This is a genomic window from Pseudomonas sp. GW823-FHT02E01, from assembly GCF_058797535.1.
The window spans coordinates 40451-60230 of record NZ_JBXAJS010000004.1; the positions used below are offsets into that span (position 1 = coordinate 40451).

Below are 19780 nucleotides of genomic sequence, written 5' to 3' on the forward strand. Positions count from 1 at the left end.
GGGAGTTGATGATTCATGGATATCCGTAAAGTTAAGAAACTGATCGAATTGCTGGAAGAGTCCGGCATCGACGAGCTCGAGATCAAGGAAGGCGAAGAGTCCGTACGCATCAGCCGTCATAGCAAGACCCCGGCTCAGCAGTACTACGCGCCAGCTCCAATGCATGCTCCGGCTGCCGCGCCTGTCGCTGCCGCCGCTCCGGTTGCCGCTGCCGCACCTGCTGCCGCCGCCGCGCCAGCACTGAACGGCACCGTTGCCCGTTCGCCGATGGTCGGTACGTTCTATCGCAAGTCTTCGCCAACCTCGCCGTCCTTCGTGGAAGTCGGCCAGACCGTGAAGAAAGGCGACACCCTGTGCATCGTTGAAGCCATGAAGATGATGAACCACATCGAAGCTGAAACCAGCGGTGTGATCGAATCCATCCTCGTCGAAGACGGCCAGCCGGTTGAGTACGACCAACCGCTGTTCACCATCGTTTGAACCGCGGAGAGCCTTTGATGACTGCGAAGTTGGAAAAAGTTCTGATCGCCAACCGCGGTGAGATCGCCCTGCGGATCCTGCGCGCCTGCAAAGAGATGGGCATCAAGACCGTCGCCGTTTACTCCAAGGCTGACAAGGAACTGATGCACCTGGGCCTGGCAGACGAATCCGTCTGCATCGGTCCGGCATCGGCCGCCCACTCCTACCTGCACATTCCGGCAATCATTGCCGCGGCCGAAGTGACTGGCGCCACCGCCATTCACCCGGGCTACGGTTTCCTTGCGGAAAACGCCGACTTCGCCGAGCAGGTCGAGAAATCCGGCTTTGCGTTCATTGGCCCAAAAGCCGAAACCATTCGCCTGATGGGCGACAAGGTATCGGCCAAGCACGCCATGATCGCTGCCGGCGTACCGACTGTTCCGGGTTCTGACGGCCCGCTGCCGGAAGACGAAGAAACCGCTCTGCGCATTGGTCGCGAAGTCGGTTACCCGGTGATCATCAAGGCCGCTGGCGGCGGCGGTGGTCGCGGCATGCGCGTTGTGCACAAGGAAGAAGACCTGATTGCCTCGGCGAAACTGACCCGCTCCGAAGCAGGCGCGGCGTTCGGCAACCCGATGGTCTATCTGGAAAAATTCCTGACCAACCCACGTCACGTGGAAGTCCAGGTCCTTTCCGATGGCCAGGGCCAGGCTATCCATCTGGGCGACCGCGACTGCTCGCTGCAACGTCGTCACCAGAAGGTTCTTGAAGAAGCGCCGGCTCCGGGTATCGACGAAAACGCACGTGAGGAAGTACTCGCACGCTGCGTCAGGGCTTGCATCGATATCGGCTACCGTGGCGCAGGCACTTTCGAGTTCCTGTACGAAAACGGCCGCTTCTACTTCATCGAGATGAACACTCGTGTCCAGGTAGAGCACCCGGTTTCGGAAATGGTCACCGGCATCGACATCGTCAAGGAGATGCTCAGCATCGCCGCCGGCAACAAGCTGTCGTTCACCCAGGATGACGTGGTCATCCGCGGTCACGCGCTGGAATGCCGGATCAACGCCGAAGACCCGAAAACCTTCATGCCAAGCCCGGGCACGGTCAAGCATTTCCACGCTCCAGGCGGCAACGGCGTTCGCGTCGACTCGCACCTGTACAGTGGCTATGCCGTTCCGCCGAACTACGATTCGTTGATCGGCAAGCTGATCACCTACGGCGCAACCCGCGACGAAGCCATGGCGCGCATGCGCAATGCGCTGGACGAGATCGTGGTCGACGGGATCAAGACCAACATCCCGCTGCACCGCGACCTGACCCGCGATGAAGGCTTCTGCAAAGGGGGCGTGAACATTCACTACCTCGAGCACAAGCTGGCTGGCGAGAAGCACTAAGCTTCGACCCGATCAACAAAGCCGCCTTCGGGCGGCTTTGTTGTATCTGGACATTTCATCCGACTGCCCCCCCCTGTGGGAGCGAGCTTGCTCGCGATAGCGTCGGCAAATCCACTATCGATGTCGACTGATAGACCGCCATCGCGAGCAAGCTCGCTCCCACAGGGGTATGTGTCGATGTACAGGGCAAGCCACTCCCACAAAACCTCCGCGCTCGCGTAAACTTGCGCGCTTCTCGCAGCCCGCTAGGCTGCAATCAATATTTTTCAAAGGTGCCCGCCATGCCTTGGCTGCAAGTCCGTCTCGCCATCAGCCCAGAACAAGCCGAAACCTATGAAGACGCTTTCCTTGAAGTGGGCGCCGTGTCGGTGACCTTCATGGACGCCGAAGATCAGCCGATCTTCGAGCCGGAACTCAACACCACGCCGCTGTGGTCCCACACGCACCTGCTGGCCCTGTTCGAAGGCGGCACGGAGCCAGGCCCGGTATTGGCCCATCTGGAGCTGCTGACCGGCAGCCCGTTGCCCGAGCACCACAGCGAAGTGATCGAAGACCAGGACTGGGAACGCAGCTGGATGGACGGATTCCAGCCAATGCGTTTCGGTCAGCACCTGTGGATCGTGCCGAGCTGGCACGCCGCGCCGGAGCCTGATGCAGTGAATTTGCTGCTGGACCCGGGCCTGGCGTTCGGCACCGGCACCCACCCGACCACCGCACTGTGCCTGGAATGGCTCGACGGCCAGGACCTGAAAGGCTGCAACGTGCTGGACTTCGGCTGCGGCTCGGGGATTCTGGCGATTGCCGCCCTGCTGCTGGGCGCCAAGGAAGCCGTTGGTACCGACATCGACGTGCAGGCGCTGGAAGCGTCCCGCGACAACGCCGGGCGCAATAACATCGCTGATGAACTGTTCCCACTGTATCTGCCGGAAGATTTGCCGCAGGTTCAGGCCGATGTGCTGGTGGCCAACATTCTCGCCGGCCCGCTGGTTTCCCTGGCGCCGCAACTGTCGGGCCTGGTCAAGTCGGGCGGGCGCCTGGCGCTGTCGGGCATCCTCGCCGAACAGGGTGACGAAGTCGCTGCCGCCTACGCCAGGGACTTCGATCTGGACCCGATCGCCAATCGCGATGGCTGGGTGCGCATCACTGGCCGTCGGCGCTAGAATGATCGCCTGCATAATCCGGATCGCCGCATGACCGACAGCTTCGTCACCCAGTGCCCGCATTGCCAAACCAGCTTCCGCGTCAGCCATGCCCAGTTGAGCGTGGCTCGCGGGGTGGTTCGTTGCGGCTCCTGCTTGCAGGTATTCAATGCCGCCAGGCAGTTGCTTGAGCAGGCCGGCAAGGAAGCACCGGTCGCGACGCCGCTCCCGCCTGTGCAGCCTGAGGAGCCCCTTGAGCCATCGCCACCGCGCGCCATCAGCCAAAAGCAATGGAGCGCGACCGAACTGGACCTGGACAGTCTCGACCTCGACGAAGAACTCGCCCGGCTCGAACAGCGGGAAATCCAGCCGGCCACCGAACTCGGCCGCCATCGCGACGACTCGCTGAGCGCCCGTCGCGACAGCGCCGGGCAGGACGACGAGGAGCCGTGGTCCGACAGCCTGTTCAGTGCGTCGGCGGCCGATCGTGCGCCAGTCGACGAACCGCTCGACAGCCTTGAAACACCAGAGCCGACCGTCGAAACGAGCAAAACCTCACGCACCGAACCTTCGCTGTCCCTGGAACCGGTTGATCTCGACGACGAACCGCAACCACCCCATTTGCGATTGCACGACCCTCTTGATGCGCCGCTGAACCACGAACGCCTGTCGGCCGCCGACGAGAGCGAAATCGACGACAACCTGCCCTCGATAGAACCGCTGCGCAAGCGACGCGAACGCAGCGAACCGGGCGTGCGCGCCGAAGCGCTGCAAGACCTGACCGACGACCCGCTGCAACTGGACTGGCAAAAACGCCGCTCACCTTGGGGCCGACGGCTGTTGTGGTTGCTGCTGGTGCTGATTGCCGCAGGCGCCCTCGCTGGCCAGTACATCGCCTACCATTTCGACGAACTGGCGCGACAGGATCAATATCGCCCGTGGTTCCAGCAACTGTGCCCGCAAATCGGCTGCACCGTGCCCTCCAAAGTCGACATCGCGAAAATCAAAAGCAGCAATCTGGTGGTGCGCAGCCACCCCGAGTTCAATGGCGCCCTGGTGGTCGATGCGATCATCTATAACCGCGCGCCCTTCTCCCAGCCCTTCCCGCTGCTGGAACTGCGCTTCGCCGACCTCAATGGCCATCTGATCGCCAGTCGTCGCTTCAAGCCTGGCGAGTACCTCAATGGCGATCTCGAAGGCATGGCGGAGATGCCTCCGCAAACGCCGATCCACATCGCCCTGGACATTCTCGACCCAGGTGCCAAGGCCGTGAACTACAGTCTGAGCTTCCACTCTCCAGAGTGAAACGCTTCATTACTCCCGGATTAACGCCGGCTTTCTGACTGTTCCAGGCGAACCAAACCACGGGTAATAACAGAGTAACTGTTCAGATTTTGTTCAATTCAGCCTTTATCCAGTCATCGAGAGCGGGTATCATGCCAACCCTTTTTCGAACTCTCATGATCCGGCCCCACAACAGGGAAGTCCTATGTCGGCGGTACGCATCGGCCCATACACATTACATAACAGCTTGATTCTCGCCCCCATGGCGGGTGTCACCGACCAGCCCTTTCGTCAGCTGTGCAAGCGCTTGGGCGCGGGACTGGTCGTCTCGGAAATGGTCACCAGCGACATGAGTTTGTGGAACACCCGCAAGTCGCGCATGCGCATGATCCACGAAGGTGATCCCGAGCCACGCTCGGTACAGATCGCCGGTGGGGACGCGCAGATGCTGGCGGACGCCGCCCGTGCCAACGTTGAAATGGGTGCGCAGATCATTGATATCAACATGGGCTGTCCGGCAAAAAAAGTCTGCAACAAGGCTGCCGGTTCCGCACTGTTGAAGGATGAACCCCTGGTAACCGAGATCCTGCAGGCCGTCGTGGCTGCGGTCGATGTGCCGGTTACCCTGAAGATCCGGACCGGTTGGGACCGGGACAACAAGAACGGCCTGACGGTGGCGAAGATCGCCGAACAGGCAGGCATTACGGCGCTGGCGGTGCATGGCCGCACCCGTGCCGACCTGTACACCGGTGAAGCCGAGTACGACACCATTGCCGCAATCAAGCAGGCGGTGTCGATTCCGGTCTTCGCCAATGGCGATATCGATTCGCCGGAAAAAGCCCGGTACGTGCTCGACGCGACCGGTGCCGATGGCCTGTTGATTGGCCGGGCTGCCCAGGGGCGGCCATGGATTTTTCGCGAGATCGACCATTTCCTGCGTACCGGCGAGAAACTCCCGGCGCTGGAACTGATCGAGGTGGAACGCATTCTGCTAGAGCATCTGGCTGCCCTGCACGCCTTCTATGGTGATGTCATGGGCGTGCGCATTGCTCGAAAGCATGTGGGCTGGTATCTCGCAACCCTGCCGGGCGCCAGGGAGTTTCGCGCCCACTTCAATCGTTTGGATGGTACGGATGCACAATGCGCCAACGTTCGGGCGTTTTTCGCCGAGCGTTACAAGAGCCTGACAGGGGACGGAGAGTGGGTGGCCGCATGACGATGATGACCGAGACTTTAGTGAGTGGAACAACACCCGTGAGCGACAACGTGAATTTGAAACAGCACCTCAATACGCCAAGCGAAGAAGGTCAGACCCTTCGCGGGAGTGTCGAGAAGGCGCTGCACAATTATTTCGCCCACCTTGAGGGCGCTGCCGTCACGGATGTGTACAACCTGGTGCTCTCCGAAGTCGAGGCTCCCCTGCTCGAGTGCGTGATGAACTACGTCAAGGGCAACCAGACCAAGGCCAGCGAGATGCTCGGGCTGAACCGGGGCACGCTGCGCAAGAAACTCAAGCAGTACGATTTGTTGTAAGCATTCAATCAAACCAGAAAGGCGCCCGCGTAAAACCGGTCGCCTTTTTTGCTGACTTCCTTTGCTTTTGATGGAAATTGAGATGACCGACCAGACTACCCGCCTGCCGATCCGCCGCGCCTTGATCAGCGTTTCCGACAAGACCGGGATCCTCGAATTCGCCAAGGAGCTTGAAGCCCTGGGCGTCGAGATCCTCTCCACCGGCGGGACGTTCAAGCTGCTGCAGGACAACGGCGTTGCCGCAGTGGAAGTCGCGGATTACACAGGCTTCGCGGAAATGATGGACGGCCGGGTGAAGACCCTGCACCCGAAAATCCACGGCGGGATCCTTGGTCGTCGCGGTATCGACGACGCCATCATGAACGAGCACGGCATCAAGCCGATCGACCTGGTAGCGGTCAACCTGTACCCGTTCGAAGCCACCATCAACAAGCCAGGCTGCGACCTGCCGACCGCCATCGAGAACATCGACATCGGCGGCCCGACCATGGTCCGTTCCGCCGCCAAGAACCACAAGGACGTGGCCATCGTGGTAAACGCCAGCGATTACGCCAGCGTCCTGGAAAACCTCAAGGCCGGCGGCCTGACCTACGCCCAGCGTTTCGACCTGATGCTCAAGGCCTTCGAGCACACCGCCGCCTACGACGGCATGATCGCCAACTACATGGGCACCGTGAACCAGTCTGCCGACACCCTGAGCACCGAAGGTCGCAGCGAGTTCCCGCGCACCTTCAACAGCCAGTTCATCAAGGCCCAGGAAATGCGCTACGGCGAGAACCCGCACCAGAGCGCGGCGTTCTATGTTGAAGCCAAGCCTGCCGAAGTCGGCATCGCCACTGCGACCCAGCTGCAAGGCAAGGAACTGTCGTACAACAACGTGGCCGACACCGACGCCGCGCTGGAATGCGTGAAGAGCTTCGTCAAGCCGGCTTGCGTGATCGTCAAGCACGCCAACCCGTGCGGCGTGGCTGTCAGCCCTGATGCCGAAGGCGGCATCCGCAAGGCCTACGACCTGGCCTACGCCACCGACACCGAATCCGCCTTCGGCGGCATCATCGCCTTCAACCGTGAACTGGACGCCGAGACCGCCAAGGCCATCGTCGAACGTCAGTTCGTTGAAGTGATCATCGCTCCGTCGGTCAGCGAAGAGGCCCGCGCCATCGTCGCTGCCAAAGCCAACGTACGCCTGCTGGCCTGCGGCGAGTGGTCGGCTGACCGCGCTGCTGCCTGGGACTACAAGCGCGTCAACGGCGGCCTGCTGGTACAGAGCCGCGACATCGGCATGATTGGCGCCGACGACCTGAAAGTGGTGACCAAGCGCGCACCGAGCGAGCAGGAAATCCATGACCTGATCTTCGCCTGGAAAGTTGCCAAGTACGTGAAGTCCAACGCCATCGTCTACGCCAAGAATCGCCAGACCATCGGTGTCGGCGCCGGCCAGATGAGCCGCGTGAACTCCGCGCGTATTGCTGCAATCAAGGCAGAACATGCCGGTTTGCAGGTTCAAGGTGCAGTCATGGCATCCGACGCATTCTTCCCGTTCCGCGACGGCATCGACAACGCGGCCAAGGTCGGTATCACTGCAGTGATCCAGCCAGGCGGCTCGATGCGTGACAACGAAGTGATTGCTGCAGCTGATGAAGCCGGCATCGCCATGGTGTTCACCGGCATGCGCCACTTCCGTCACTGACAGCACAGCATTCCCCTGTAGGAGCGAGCTTGCTCGCGAAGAACGACTAGACGCCACAGTGTTTCAGACACCCCGCGCTATCGTTAACCACCATCGCGAGCAAGCTCGCTCCTACAGTTCCCAGATTTGCGTCATCCGAGGTTTTTGAAATGAATGTTTTGATCATTGGCAGCGGTGGCCGTGAACACGCCCTGGCCTGGAAAGTGGCTCAGGATCCGCGCGTGCAGAAGGTGTTCGTGGCTCCGGGGAACGCCGGTACCGCCATCGAAGCCAAGTGCGAGAACGTCGCCATCGACGTACTGGCACTTGAGCAACTGGCAGACTTTGCCGAGAAAAACGTTTCCCTGACCATCGTTGGCCCTGAAGTGCCGCTGGTTGCCGGTGTTGTGGATCTGTTCCGCAGCCGTGGCCTGGATTGCTTCGGTCCGACCGCTGGCGCTGCGCAGCTGGAAGGCTCGAAAGCCTTCACCAAGGACTTCCTGGCTCGCCACAAGATCCCGACCGCCGATTACCAGAACTTCACCGAGATCGAGCTGGCCCTGGCTTACCTGCGTGAAAAAGGCGCTCCGATCGTGATCAAGGCCGATGGCCTGGCCGCCGGTAAAGGTGTGATCGTCGCCATGACCCTGGCCGAAGCCGAAGACGCCGTGCGCGACATGCTGGCGGGCAATGCCTTTGGCGATGCGGGTTCGCGCGTGGTCATCGAAGAGTTCCTGGACGGCGAAGAAGCCAGTTTCATCGTCATGGTCGACGGCAAGAACGTCCTGCCGATGGCCACCAGCCAGGACCACAAACGCGTCGGCGACGGCGACACCGGTCCAAACACCGGCGGCATGGGTGCTTACTCCCCGGCGCCAGTGGTCACCGCCGAAGTGCACAAGCGCGTCATGGACCTGGTGATCTGGCCGACCGTGCGCGGCATGGCCGAGGAAGGCAACGTCTACACTGGTTTCCTGTACGCTGGCCTGATGATCGACAAGGCTGGTAACCCAAAAGTCATCGAATTCAACTGCCGCTTCGGCGACCCTGAGACCCAACCGGTGATGCTGCGCCTGCAGTCGAGCCTGGTGCTGCTGGTCGAGGCTGCTCTGGCCCAGGCGCTGGACAAAGTAGAAGCGCAATGGGATCCACGCCCGAGCGTCGGCATCGTGCTTGCCGCTGGCGGCTATCCTGGTGACTACGCCAAAGGCGTGGCCATCAAGGGGCTGGATGCAGCCGCCGCACTGGAAGGCAAAGTCTTCCACGCCGGTACTGCGCTCAAGGACGGTCAAGTCGTAACGGCCGGCGGTCGGGTGCTTTGCGCAACGGCCATGGGCGCCAGCGTTGACGCTGCACAGCAACAGGCCTACAAGCTCGCGGCTTCGATTGACTGGGAAGGCTGCTTCTATCGCAAGGACATTGGCTACCGCGCCATTGCCCGCGAGCGTGGCGAAAATCAGGAATAAGGTAGACACCGCGCCAGGCAATGAACACCGTTTATTGTCTGGCTATTCCGGCGCCGCGCATCGTTATATTCTGGCATCAACCTAACGAAGGGATTTCGCCGTGCGCTGGCTCAGGATTGCCATAAGCTTGACCGTCACTTTGCTGACCTTGCTCTGCATGCTACCGGCCCAGGCCGCGCAAGGCAGTGGCTGGGCGGTATTGCTCGACGAACAGGGCGACCTGCAACTGAGCGACATACGCTCCGCACGTTACACCAATCAATTCAGCCCTATCGAACTCGACCACATTACCGCCGCCGAACCCGATGGCGCGTTATGGTTGCGATTCAGGCTTGCACCGGGCAAACATGAACAGTTGCTGCGCGTGTTCGCACCTGACCTGCGCCAGTTCAACATGTACGTACTGGACGGCGACAAGCTGATCGATCAATCCAGCACGGGCAACGAACACCCCCAATCCGAGCGACCATTGCCCAGCAGCGACTTCATGCTGGCCCTGCCGCAAAGCGACACCCCCCTCGACGTATACCTGCGACTGGCCTCCGACCACCAGTTACGACCCTACATCACCCTGCAGTCAGCGATCAACTCGGCCGCCAACCAGAACCAGACGCTGATTTATGGCCTGCTGTTCGGTTGCATCGCCATGCTGATCCTGCACAACCTCATCCGCTACGCCTACACCCGCTCGCACAGCGCCCTCTGGTTGGCGACGTGCGAAGGGCTGTTGATGCTCAGTCTGCTGTTGTTGCTGAATCTCGCCGGCCCCTGGCTGCCGGACTGGCATGCACTGCAAACGCCGGGGGCTTACCTGGCATTATTAATGACTGCCCCCTGCGGCCTGATGCTTGCCTATCGTTTCTTCGCCCCGCTCGGGCCGCATCCGCTGAACCGGTTGCTGCTTGGCGAGGTCGTGCTGATCACCGCCTGCAGCCTGATGCTGCTGTTCGTCAATACCTTGCCACTGAACTTCATCACCTACGGCCTGGTAGCCCTGGCTGGCCTGACTATGCTGTTCATCAGCGCCTATCACTGGCAAAAAGGTTATCGCCCGGCTCGCCTCTTCGTGGCGGCCATGGTGGTGTTCAACCTCGGGACACTGGTCATCCTGCCTGCTCTGTTGGGGCTGACCCTGATCGAACCCCATGGCCTGATCACCACATTGCTGGCGTTCATCTGCATCAGCGGCCTGTTGATGAGCATTGCACTGAGCGAGCGCCAGCGACGCATCACCGAAGACCGCTTCAGCATCAGTCGTGACCTGGCGGCCAGCAACGCCGAGATCAACGCCAAGGCCGAGTTCCTGGCGAAAATCAGCCATGAAATCCGCACCCCGATGAACGGCGTCCTCGGCATGACCGAACTGCTGCTGGGCACACCGCTATCGGTCAAGCAACGCGACTATGTTCAGACGATCCACAGCGCCGGCAACGAACTGCTGACACTGATCAACGAAATTCTCGACATTTCCAAACTCGAGTCCGGACAGATTGAACTGGACGACGTGCAGTTTGACCTCAACGCGCTGATCGAAGACTGCCTGAGCATCTTCCGCGCCAAGGCCGAGCAGCAAAACGTCGAGTTGATCAGCTTCATCCAGCCGCAAGTGCCGCGGGTGATCAGCGGTGACCCGACACGCTTGCGCCAGACGCTGTTGAGCCTGCTTGAAAACGCCCTGAAAAAAACCGATGAAGGCGAAATCCTGATCGTCGTGGCGCTCGACGAGCGCAACACCAAACCACGCCTGCGTATCGCCGTGCAGGACAGCGGCGAGCCCATGGACGCCGAAGAGCGCGACGCCCTGATGCACGCCGAACTGCACAGCCGGCATTTTCTTTCGGCTACCCAGTTGGGCGGCAACCTGGGGCTGGTGATAGCCCGCCAGCTGATCCGCTTGATGCAGGGGGAATTCGGGATCAAGAGCGGCAACAACCAGGGCAGCACCCTGTGGCTGACCCTGCCGCTGGACCCGGATCGCCTCGAACACCCGACCTCCGACCTCGACGGCCCGCTGCAAGGCGCGCGGGTATTGGTGGTGGATGACAATGACACCTGTCGCAAGGTGCTGGTGCAGCAATGCAGCGCCTGGGGCCTGAACGTCAGCGCCGCATCTTCCGGCAAGGAGGCGCTGGCCCTGCTGCGCACCAAGGCTCATTTGCGCGACTACTTCGATATAGTCTTGCTGGACCAGAACATGCCCGGCATGACCGGCATGCAACTGGCGGCCAAGATCAAGGAAGACCCGAGCCTGAACCATGACATCCTGCTGATCATGCTCACCGGCATCAGCAACGCACCGAGCAAGATCATCGCGCGCAACTCCGGGATCAAGCGCATCCTGGCCAAGCCGGTTGCCGGCTACACCCTCAAGACCACTCTGGCCGACGAACTGACCCAGCGCAACAAAGGGCTCGTCGCGACCCAGCCCGTGCCAATCGGCCCGACGCTGCCGGTCAAGGTCCCCTGCGACTTCCGCATTCTGGTGGCTGAAGACAACAGCATCTCGACCAAGGTGATCCGCGGCATGCTGAGCAAGCTCAACCTGCAACCGGATACCGCCTGCAACGGCGAAGAAGCCCTGCAGGCGATGAAAGCCCAGCGTTACGACCTGGTGCTGATGGACTGCGAAATGCCGATCCTCGACGGCTTCTCGGCCACCCAGCAATTGCGTGCCTGGGAAGTCGGCAACCAGCGGGTTCGCACCCCTGTGGTGGCGTTGACCGCCCATATCCTTGCCGAACATAAAGAGCGTGCGCGCCAGGCTGGCATGGACGGACACATGGCCAAGCCGGTGGAACTGTCGCAGTTGCGCGAACTGATCGAACACTGGGTCGCCCAGCGTGATCAGCAGAAACGCACGACGACCCCAACGTCCTGAGCCGACAGACTTCGCAACCCCTGATAGACTCCCCCTCGACTTCCCTCGCCAGTGAGCCCGGCACCATGCTCCATGTGTTGTTCAGCGTTTATCTGAAGATGCTGGTGCTCTACAGCCCATTCTTCGTGTTGTCCTGCTTCATCAGCCTGACCCGTGGTTATTCGCGCAAGGAACAGCGTCGGCTGGCCTGGAAAGTAGCGGTCGCCACCCTGGTCTCCAGCGTTCTGCTGTACTTGTTCGGCCGAGTGATTTTCAGTGTGTTCGGCATTACCGTGGACGCCTTTCGTATCGGTGCCGGCAGTGTGCTGTTCATCTCGGCGCTGGGCATGGCACAAGGCAAATCGGCGGTACAGACCGACAATGTGCAGCAGGATGTCACCATCGTTCCACTGACCATCCCGCTGACAGTCGGCCCCGGCACCATCGGTGCCTTGCTGGTGATGGGCGTGAGCCAGCCGCACTGGGACGACAAGCTCACGGCCATTGTCGGCATTGCCCTGGCCAGTTTTACCGTGGGCGTGGTGCTGTTCTTGTCCAGCCGCATCGAACGGATTCTCGGCGACCAGGGGTTACAGATCGTCAGCCGATTGATGGGGTTGTTCGTGTGTGCACTGGCGGCACAGATCATCTTCACCGGGGTCAGGGGCTACCTGATTCCTTAGCCCGTCATGTCTCTCACCGTTCTTGTTCTCGGTCTCCCCTTGAGCGGTGTCGGAAACCGGCATCAATCAACGAGGAGACTGCACGGCGTGCTCGCTGACCTTGATGCACAGTGCCTGTCGTTGCGACCCTAACCACAGCACTGTGTCTTCTCTGAATGCCTTGTATTCGTCGACCGAAAACCGCGAATGAAGGAACGAAGTGCTCACACCTCCCACAACGCGACTCAAGGCAAAATCCTGCCTGATGAACTGGCGATCTATCGGCTGACCCGTTTCAAAAAACACCGAAACCAACGTCAGGAAGCCATCAGCCTCGACAACGCCTGCCAGCACTCTCACGCGATGATGACGGTTGCCGGCGTAATGACCTGCCGTGCTCGCCGATTCAGTCTCGACAGTCATGATCGATTGCCCACGGAAAACACCGGCTGCCACCGACGTCTCCGGCAATTGCGCGACCCTGCGCAAAGCACTTGCCGTCAGCACGATCTGCTCAGCGGACAGACTTGATTGAAAGGCCGCATGGACAGCGTCCTGTATTGAGAAAACCGTAACACCTGCAACCGGGAACATTCCCGAAGTTCTCCCTTGATCGTGGAACTTCCAACCACAGGCAACCAGCGTATCCACAAATACATCGGTCCATTGAGCGTGGTTCCTGCCGCCTGGAAAATCTTCCTCTGCCGCGAGTTGCGCAAATAAAATAGTGTCAAGGGCGTCCTGCCCGACTGCAGCCGACAACGACGTCGACAACAGCAAAACGCTGCCTGAATTTATCAATACGGAATACGCCATACGCTTTCCTTTTTTTCAAGAAGGCCAGAGACACAAAGCCTCTGGCCTTGCCCCTTCACTTGCGCCGGCTGAAACGCTTGACCAGAACTTCCTTTCGGTGGACGCCAAGATACTCTTCGATATCCGACTTGATTTCCGCATAACGGACGGGATTGAAAGTAATGAACGACTTTCCGTGAAAAATATCCAGAGAGGACGTCTTCCAATCAACAAACAGCAAGCCGCCGTCCTTACCCCCACCCTGATGATCAACCGCGCCTATCGCAATCAGGATAATTCCGTTTGCCATTTGTTCGCAGGGAATAGTGGACAGGCGCACGCCTTCGGCATTCTTCGACTCAAGATTCAACAGGTTGATTGCCTCAGGCTCTTTCTTCAATGCATCCAATGTAGAGCTGGTCACTGCACTGAGCACGGAGGCCCCTGGAATTGCAGCCTTTGCGGCTTCGACGGCCGCCTGAATAATATCGACCATGACATTATCCATCGTTACCTTAAGCGAAGTGGCGCTGTATTTTGAATAGCCTTTATCCGGCACGAAACATCCAAGATCCTCCATGCACTTTGTAAACGCATGGTACCAAGCCTTGGGATCCTTACTATCAGAAACCTCGTAAGTTGCTTCCATCTTCGACATGGTGATCAAGTTTTCAATAATCGCCATGTTCTCGAGACTTATTTTGTCTCCGTATCCGACTAGACTGTTGCCAAGTACCACCGCGTTGAGCTCCTTTGTAGGGCTCGATGCAATCGACAAAGCCAAGGACCTTACACGCGGCCTGCCAGCCAAGGCAACTTTACGCTTCTGAATGCACTTTCTTACAAAGTCAACGCGTTGCGAAACACTTACCGCACTCTCAAAATTATCCACAAACAATACTCCTTTATATATTAATAAGCGCCCCATCCGGGAGCGCCCTGAATCTAACCCGCCCTATCCAGACTATCAACAGCGACTAAATACAACATATGTACCTCAATCAATATTTACTAAGAGCACATACAACTCATACAAATAAAGCACGCAAGACAACCGGACCGTCATTAACCTATGACGATCCGGTTTTATCCAATAAATAAAAAATACTGACTGTTATAGGGGGGTGAGCTTATCGCCATAGCTGCGCGGCGTGTAAACCCACGTACTGCCATCGAGGCGAGGAATCACGCGCGTTGTCGAAGAGCCGATGAGTACCATGGTCCGCATGTCCACCTGATCGACACTCAGTTGACCGAGTGTTGTCACCCGCAAGGTCTGACCCGGACGGCCGATGTCCCGCCCCAACACAACCGGAGTGGCCGGTTCACGATGCTGGCCAACAATCTCCAGCGCCCGCCCTAATTGCCACGGCCGCGAACGTGAGATCGGGTTGTAAAAGGCCAGAGCGAGATCGGCTTGAGCGGCCAGATCCAGGCGTTTTTCAATGATCGACCAAGGCTTGAGGTTGTCCGACAGCGACAGCACACAGAAGTCATGCCCCAAGGGCGCACCGGCCTGGGCAGCCGTTGCCAACGAAGCAGAGACACCCGGCAAAATCTCAAGATCGACGCTGTGCCAGATGGCATCGCTAGACTCGTGAAGCGCCTCAAGCACAGCGGCTGCCATGGCGAAGACACCCGGATCGCCAGACGACACCACCACCACCGACCGACCTTGGGCAGCCAGTTCAAAGGCGTGACGGGCGCGCTGCATTTCTTCACGGTTATCGGTGCAGTGCAGGATCTGATCAGCCCGGAACGGCCCGGCCATGCGCACGTAGGTCTCGTAGCCGAGAACATCGTTGGCACGAGCCAGTTCCGCCTTCACCGCCGGCACCATCAATTCGGCAGCGCCCGGCCCGAGACCAATCACCGCCAGGCGCCCGCGAGGGCGGCCGATCTGCAAGGGGTCCAGCGGCTGCTCGGCGACCGCAATGGCAATAGTGTCATCACCAACGATGGAGACAGGCTGCGCTATGGCATGCCGCAGCAGTTCACTGGCCGCACCTGCAGCACTGACAAAACGCAATGGCACACCCAGCTCAAGCGCAACTTCGCGCAGCGCGGAGCTGGCCATTTCGGTGTCGGCGGCCAACAGGCAAGCCATCGATTGCACGGCGATTCCGGCCTGATGCAAAGCCTCGCGAATGGTCCCCGACACATTGCTCGATTCGCCCGTGACGGCAACCAGCACGTTGCGTGGATAGATCAGCAATTCGTTGGCGGCTGGCTCGCGCTCGGTATGGCCGACGTGAACGGTCAGCCGCGCCTGCTCATTCTCAGGCAACTGCACGTGTGCCAGCCACGGAGCCTCACCCTCAATGCGCACCGTTTCGCCGGCGAGCAAATCGGAAACGAAACGCTTGCCCAACTCCAGATCACCAAGGGCATAGCCACTGGGCGGGTTGAGCAGGCACGTGCCGAAACGCAACTCGCCGCTGGTGGTGATCGCCGCCGCGACTTCCAGCGCGGCGGCAATCTCCCGCGCCATCACATTTACCCCACCAAGACCACCCAGCAGTGGAACCACTGCGCTGCCGTCTTCGGCTACCGCCAATACCGGTGGTTCGGCGCCTTTTTCCAGCAACAAGGGCGCCAGCGTGCGGATCACGATCCCGGCCGCGCACAGGGCAATGATCGGCGTGCCCTGTTGATAGAGTTCGCGCAGGGTCGCACCGAACTCCTGATAGGCCCGATCCGCGCCTTCGACCCGTTCGGCCAAGCCATGGATCAGGGCGTCGGGATACACCTGCTGAATACTACGCGCGGTGGCGAGGCTGCCATTGCCAAGAATGACAATCGCCGGAACTGGACGGGGCATCAGCCTTGCCACCTTTCACCAGGAACGATGATCAACGAGAAGTACGGCGAGGACATCGGCTCGACCTGATCCAGCGGCACGATCTTCTGATTGGCCATGGTCGCGCGCTCGACGTACAACGCGCGCTCGGCCAGGCCGAGTTCTTCCAGCACTTGGCGAACCTTGGGAAAGTTGCGCCCAAGCTTCATGATCACCGCCGCATCGGCATCGGCCAGGCGACGCTTGAGTTCGTCGTGCGGCAACACACCGGACAACACCGACAGACTCTGATTGCGATACACCAGCGGCGCACCGAGCACCGAGGCCCCGCCGAGCATCGAGCACACACCGGGCACGACTTCGGCCTGATAACGCTCGGCGAGCCGGTCGTGCAGGTACATGTAGGAGCCGTAGAAGAACGGATCGCCCTCGCAGATCACCGCCACGTCGCGACCGGCATCGAGATGCGTCGCCAATTCGTCGGCTGCGTCATCGTAGAAGTCGCTGATCACTTGCTCGTAGGACAACGGTGCCGGCAAGGCTTCGGTGGTCACCGGGTACACCAGCGGCAACAAATTCTGCGCTTCCTGCAGATGCGCCTCGATGATACCGAAGGCGTTGCCTTTCTTGCCCTTGGCCACGAAGTACGCCACCACTGGGGATTCGCGCAGCAAGCGCAGGGCCTTGACGGTAATCAGTTCCGGATCACCGGGACCGACGCCGAGGCCGATCAAACGTCCAGGTTGCTGCATCATTCGATCTCCGTGGCGAGGGCATTGACGGCGGCGGCGGCCATGGCGCTACCGCCCAGGCGACCCTGCATGATGACAAAAGGCACGCCACGGCTGTCAGCCGCCAGCGCGGCCTTGGATTCGGCGGCACCGACGAAGCCCACCGGAAAACCGAGGATCAGCGCCGGTTTTGGCGCACCGGCGTCGAGCATTTCCAGCAAGTAAAACAGCGCCGTCGGAGCGTTGCCGATGACCACCACGCTGCCTTCCAGATGCGGGCGCCACAGTTCCAGCGCAGCGGCTGAGCGGGTGTTACCCAAATCACGAGCCAGTTCCGGAACACTCTCGTCGCGCAAGGTGCAGATCACCGGATTGTTCGCCGGCAATCGCGCACGGGTCACGCCTTCGGAGACCATCCGCGCATCGCACAAAATCGGCGCGCCGGCCGCCAGCGCATCACGCCCGGCCTTGCCCGCACCTTCGGAAAACTGCAGGCCGTCGATGGCCTCGACCATGCCGCAGGCGTGAATGACACGGACCGCGAGTTTCTCCAGATCGTCCGGGATTCGGTCGAGGTTGGCCTCGGCGCGAATGATCGCGAAGGAGTTGCGATAGATCTCCTGACCGTCGCGGATGTAATCAAGCATCAAGGGGGCTCCGTGAGCGGGCGTCGAGCAGGGTCGCGACCGCTTCAATAGTAAGGTTGCGTGCGTGCAGCGCGCCGAAACCCGGCTGCGCTGCATCGCGAAAATAGAGGTCGTAGTGACCGTGGGCGACGGCCAGTAATGTGACGGGCGCCGTATGCGCGGCGGCGCAGGAGCGCGCGCACCCGCTCAAATGGACACTCGGCGTTTGTCCGTGACGTTGCAGCAATGTCGCCAGTTGCAAGGCATCACCCTTGGTCTCGGCCAGGCTTTTACCGCAGCCGTTTGAGCCGGTGCAGGCGATCAACCGGGACAATGGCAGATCGGCTTCGCACTGCAAGCCCAGACATTGCAATTGCCGAATGACCTCAGCGGCGTTTTCCGTGCGGACATTGGGCAACAGCAGGCTTTGCCAAGGAGTGAAGCGCAGACTGGAATCACCGAACTCCCGCGCCAGTTGTGCCACACCCCGCAGCATCGCCGGATCGAGTCGCCCCAGCGGCGGGACGGCTCCCACATAGACAACACCGGACTCGGCCTGGGGATGGGCACCCATGTGCAAATCACTGGCGCCCGAAACCCGTTGCCAACCGATAACGGCCTGCAGCGGCACTCGCTCAGCCAGTCGAAGCACAATGTCCCTGATCGGGTATTCGGCCAGCAAATGGCGCATTCGCGTCTGCTCGGGGCGCGCCAGTTCAAGGAACAACTCAAGGACCGCGACTACCAGCGCGTGCCCGTCAGCCAGTGCAACCGAACCGGCGGGGCTGTCCGTCGGGCATCCCGCCAGACCGAACGCCAGCCGTCGCTCGCTGTCTTGTTCAAACGCCGAGAGCCACAGGTCATGGGGATGCTCGAGCATCGTCAGTTCTTCACCGCCATCAAGCTGCACGGCGAACTTGGCACTGAGGTCGTGGAACGCTTCGTGGTTTTGCAGTGTGGTGAGGATCTGCCCGGCCAGCGGGCGGGTGTCGAACAGCATGCGCCGATCGATCCCGGCACCGGGGCTGAGCATCAGGTTGCGCACATCGTCGCCAGCCGCCGTACGCGGCCCCAGATCGGCGGCCAGCAGGCTGTCGATCAACGCCGCTTGCTCGTTGCCAATGCCGCGGATCTGCAGGTTGGCCCGGTTGGTCGCCTCGATCGTTCCGCTGGCATATCGCTCGGCGGCATCGGCCACAGCGATTGCCTGGTGCGCACGGATGGCGCCACCGTCGAGTTTGATCCGGCAAATACCACCGTCCAATGCCTGGACGACACGCAACAACCCGGGACAGGCGGAAGGGCGCAAGCGGTTGGGTATCTGACGTGACTTCACAGGACGACCGGTACAAGACGAAGGACAGCATTATGCCTGCTTTGGGCGGTCTGATGAAAAGCCCAAGCGGCTTGACGACGAAATACTCTCGATCCAGACATAAAGTTGCTTCGCTTGCAAACAGCAAGAATCAACTTCACCCATCAATCTTATTCAAACCACACGGCCACTCTTGTACTTTTGCCCAACATACAAAACAAACAACACCGGAATATAGATATATTCAAGGAGTAGTACATGAACACGGAAACACCGGCTGGAGCATTGACCGCCCACAATCTCATTTCATGCATCGAGCAACTTTCGCTGCAAGATTACGATGACTTCACTCATTGCACTCAGATAGCCACCCAGTCCGCCGACATGGTCAGCAGTCGCTTTGCCAACTCGACAAAGTGGCTGCATGAATACGTCACAACGTTGAATTTTCTTGGCTGGTCCGTCTTTCAGGATGCGATCTTTACCCGCACTCAACACACTCTCTCGAAAAGCATTGCGGAGTTTCTGGTCCAAAGCGCTCAAGCCATGCCGGACATCCGACAAGGGAACGCCATGATTGACACGCTCGACGCGCTGAAAACCGACGAGCCCGCGCTGTATTCGCTGGATCAACAAAGTCTCTTGGGAGAGCGGTTTCAGGTAATACCTGCACGCTATGATTCAAAGGGTTTTCTTGAGATCGCAGTTTTTAATCTCGAATTGGTGACATCTACAAAAAGGAGCAATTTTCTATTTTTTCACATGGAAGAACAGACGACAAAGATCATTCAGCACCGAGCCACTCTGAAACTTGACAAAAGCGTACTCGAAAGCAAAAGAGCGCTCATAGACCGCAAACGGAGCGAAATCAGGATGAAGAGATTCGACCTGCAAAAGGTACCAACAATACATCCGTAATAGTGCGCTATCACCGTCAATGACGCTTTCTCCCGCTGACAACCGGCGAACTCAATCCACACCGCGCTATGATGCACCACCGCACAGGTCGACATAGACCGGCAGCGCGATGATTTGGCTTCGATTGAT

17 protein-coding genes are annotated in these 19780 nt (G+C 59.8%); 11 read left to right on the forward strand and 6 right to left on the reverse strand.

Translation table 11 applies throughout. The features are described 5' to 3' along the window. Positions 1-15: 15 nt before the first annotated feature. The 10 genes from accB (at position 16) to AC1RDQ_RS10500 (ending at position 12487) form a co-directional block, all read left to right on the forward strand. A complete protein-coding gene (gene accB / locus AC1RDQ_RS10455) occupies positions 16-480 on the forward strand; it encodes an acetyl-CoA carboxylase biotin carboxyl carrier protein (protein WP_008053948.1) in 465 nt (154 codons plus the stop codon). 17 nt (positions 481-497) lie between these two features. Beyond that, a complete protein-coding gene (accC, locus tag AC1RDQ_RS10460) occupies positions 498-1856 on the forward strand; it encodes an acetyl-CoA carboxylase biotin carboxylase subunit (RefSeq protein WP_057712161.1) in 1359 nt (452 codons plus the stop codon). 281 nt (positions 1857-2137) lie between these two features. Then, complete coding sequence (gene prmA, locus AC1RDQ_RS10465) at positions 2138-3016, forward strand: 50S ribosomal protein L11 methyltransferase (RefSeq protein WP_492587179.1); 879 nt, start codon at positions 2138-2140, stop codon at positions 3014-3016. A gap of 30 nt (positions 3017-3046) precedes the next feature. After that, on the forward strand, positions 3047-4300 hold the full coding sequence (locus tag AC1RDQ_RS10470; protein WP_492587181.1) for a DUF3426 domain-containing protein: 1254 nt from the start codon (positions 3047-3049) through the stop codon (positions 4298-4300). Positions 4301-4484: 184 nt separating this feature from the next. Next, entirely contained in the window at positions 4485-5495 is a 1011-nt protein-coding gene (dusB, locus tag AC1RDQ_RS10475; RefSeq protein ID WP_057712163.1) for a tRNA dihydrouridine synthase DusB, read from the forward strand. Further along, positions 5492-5812: a DNA-binding transcriptional regulator Fis gene (gene fis / locus AC1RDQ_RS10480; RefSeq protein WP_015093301.1), complete on the forward strand. Its 321-nt coding sequence runs from the start codon at positions 5492-5494 to the stop codon at positions 5810-5812. The genes dusB and fis overlap by 4 nt, the downstream gene beginning before the upstream one ends. Positions 5813-5894: 82 nt before the next feature. Next, positions 5895-7502, forward strand: a complete 1608-nt coding sequence (gene purH, locus AC1RDQ_RS10485; RefSeq protein WP_057712164.1) for a bifunctional phosphoribosylaminoimidazolecarboxamide formyltransferase/IMP cyclohydrolase — start codon at positions 5895-5897, stop codon at positions 7500-7502. Positions 7503-7651: 149 nt separating this feature from the next. After that, a complete protein-coding gene (purD, locus tag AC1RDQ_RS10490) occupies positions 7652-8947 on the forward strand; it encodes a phosphoribosylamine--glycine ligase (RefSeq protein WP_057712165.1) in 1296 nt (431 codons plus the stop codon). A 100-nt stretch (positions 8948-9047) separates the two neighbouring features. Further along, positions 9048-11825, forward strand: coding sequence for a hybrid sensor histidine kinase/response regulator (locus tag AC1RDQ_RS10495; protein ID WP_090452913.1), 2778 nt, complete (start codon positions 9048-9050; stop codon positions 11823-11825). A gap of 65 nt (positions 11826-11890) precedes the next feature. Next, positions 11891-12487: a MarC family protein gene (locus tag AC1RDQ_RS10500; protein WP_090452911.1), complete on the forward strand. Its 597-nt coding sequence runs from the start codon at positions 11891-11893 to the stop codon at positions 12485-12487. Positions 12488-12553: 66 nt separating this feature from the next. On the opposite strand, the gene AC1RDQ_RS10505 is transcribed toward AC1RDQ_RS10500, so the two are convergent. From AC1RDQ_RS10505 to cobG, 6 genes are all read right to left on the reverse strand, one after another. Next, positions 12554-13282 (reverse strand): hypothetical protein, encoded by a 729-nt coding sequence (locus AC1RDQ_RS10505; RefSeq protein WP_492587182.1) that lies wholly within the window; start codon positions 13280-13282, stop codon positions 12554-12556. A gap of 55 nt (positions 13283-13337) precedes the next feature. Beyond that, positions 13338-14153 (reverse strand): hypothetical protein, encoded by an 816-nt coding sequence (locus AC1RDQ_RS10510; protein WP_492587184.1) that lies wholly within the window; start codon positions 14151-14153, stop codon positions 13338-13340. A 222-nt stretch (positions 14154-14375) separates the two neighbouring features. Next, the gene (gene cobJ / locus AC1RDQ_RS10515; protein ID WP_492587186.1) at positions 14376-16082 is read right to left on the reverse strand and encodes a precorrin-3B C(17)-methyltransferase; all 1707 of its coding nucleotides are present in this window, start codon (positions 16080-16082) and stop codon (positions 14376-14378) included. After that, a complete protein-coding gene (locus tag AC1RDQ_RS10520) occupies positions 16082-16813 on the reverse strand; it encodes a precorrin-2 C(20)-methyltransferase (protein WP_033063580.1) in 732 nt (243 codons plus the stop codon). The genes cobJ and AC1RDQ_RS10520 overlap by 1 nt, the downstream gene beginning before the upstream one ends. After that, positions 16813-17439, reverse strand: a complete 627-nt coding sequence (locus AC1RDQ_RS10525) for a precorrin-8X methylmutase (protein ID WP_057712171.1) — start codon at positions 17437-17439, stop codon at positions 16813-16815. Before AC1RDQ_RS10525 ends, AC1RDQ_RS10520 begins: the two co-directional genes overlap by 1 nt. Next, positions 17432-18739 carry a precorrin-3B synthase gene (cobG, locus tag AC1RDQ_RS10530; RefSeq protein ID WP_492587500.1) on the reverse strand — a complete coding sequence of 436 codons (1308 nt, stop codon included), beginning with the start codon at positions 18737-18739 and terminating at the stop codon, positions 17432-17434. The genes AC1RDQ_RS10525 and cobG overlap by 8 nt, the downstream gene beginning before the upstream one ends. A gap of 252 nt (positions 18740-18991) precedes the next feature. Between cobG and AC1RDQ_RS10535 the strand changes: the two genes are divergently transcribed. Further along, positions 18992-19651 carry a hypothetical protein gene (locus AC1RDQ_RS10535; protein WP_492587188.1) on the forward strand — a complete coding sequence of 220 codons (660 nt, stop codon included), beginning with the start codon at positions 18992-18994 and terminating at the stop codon, positions 19649-19651. The last annotated feature ends 129 nt before the right edge of the window (positions 19652-19780 follow it).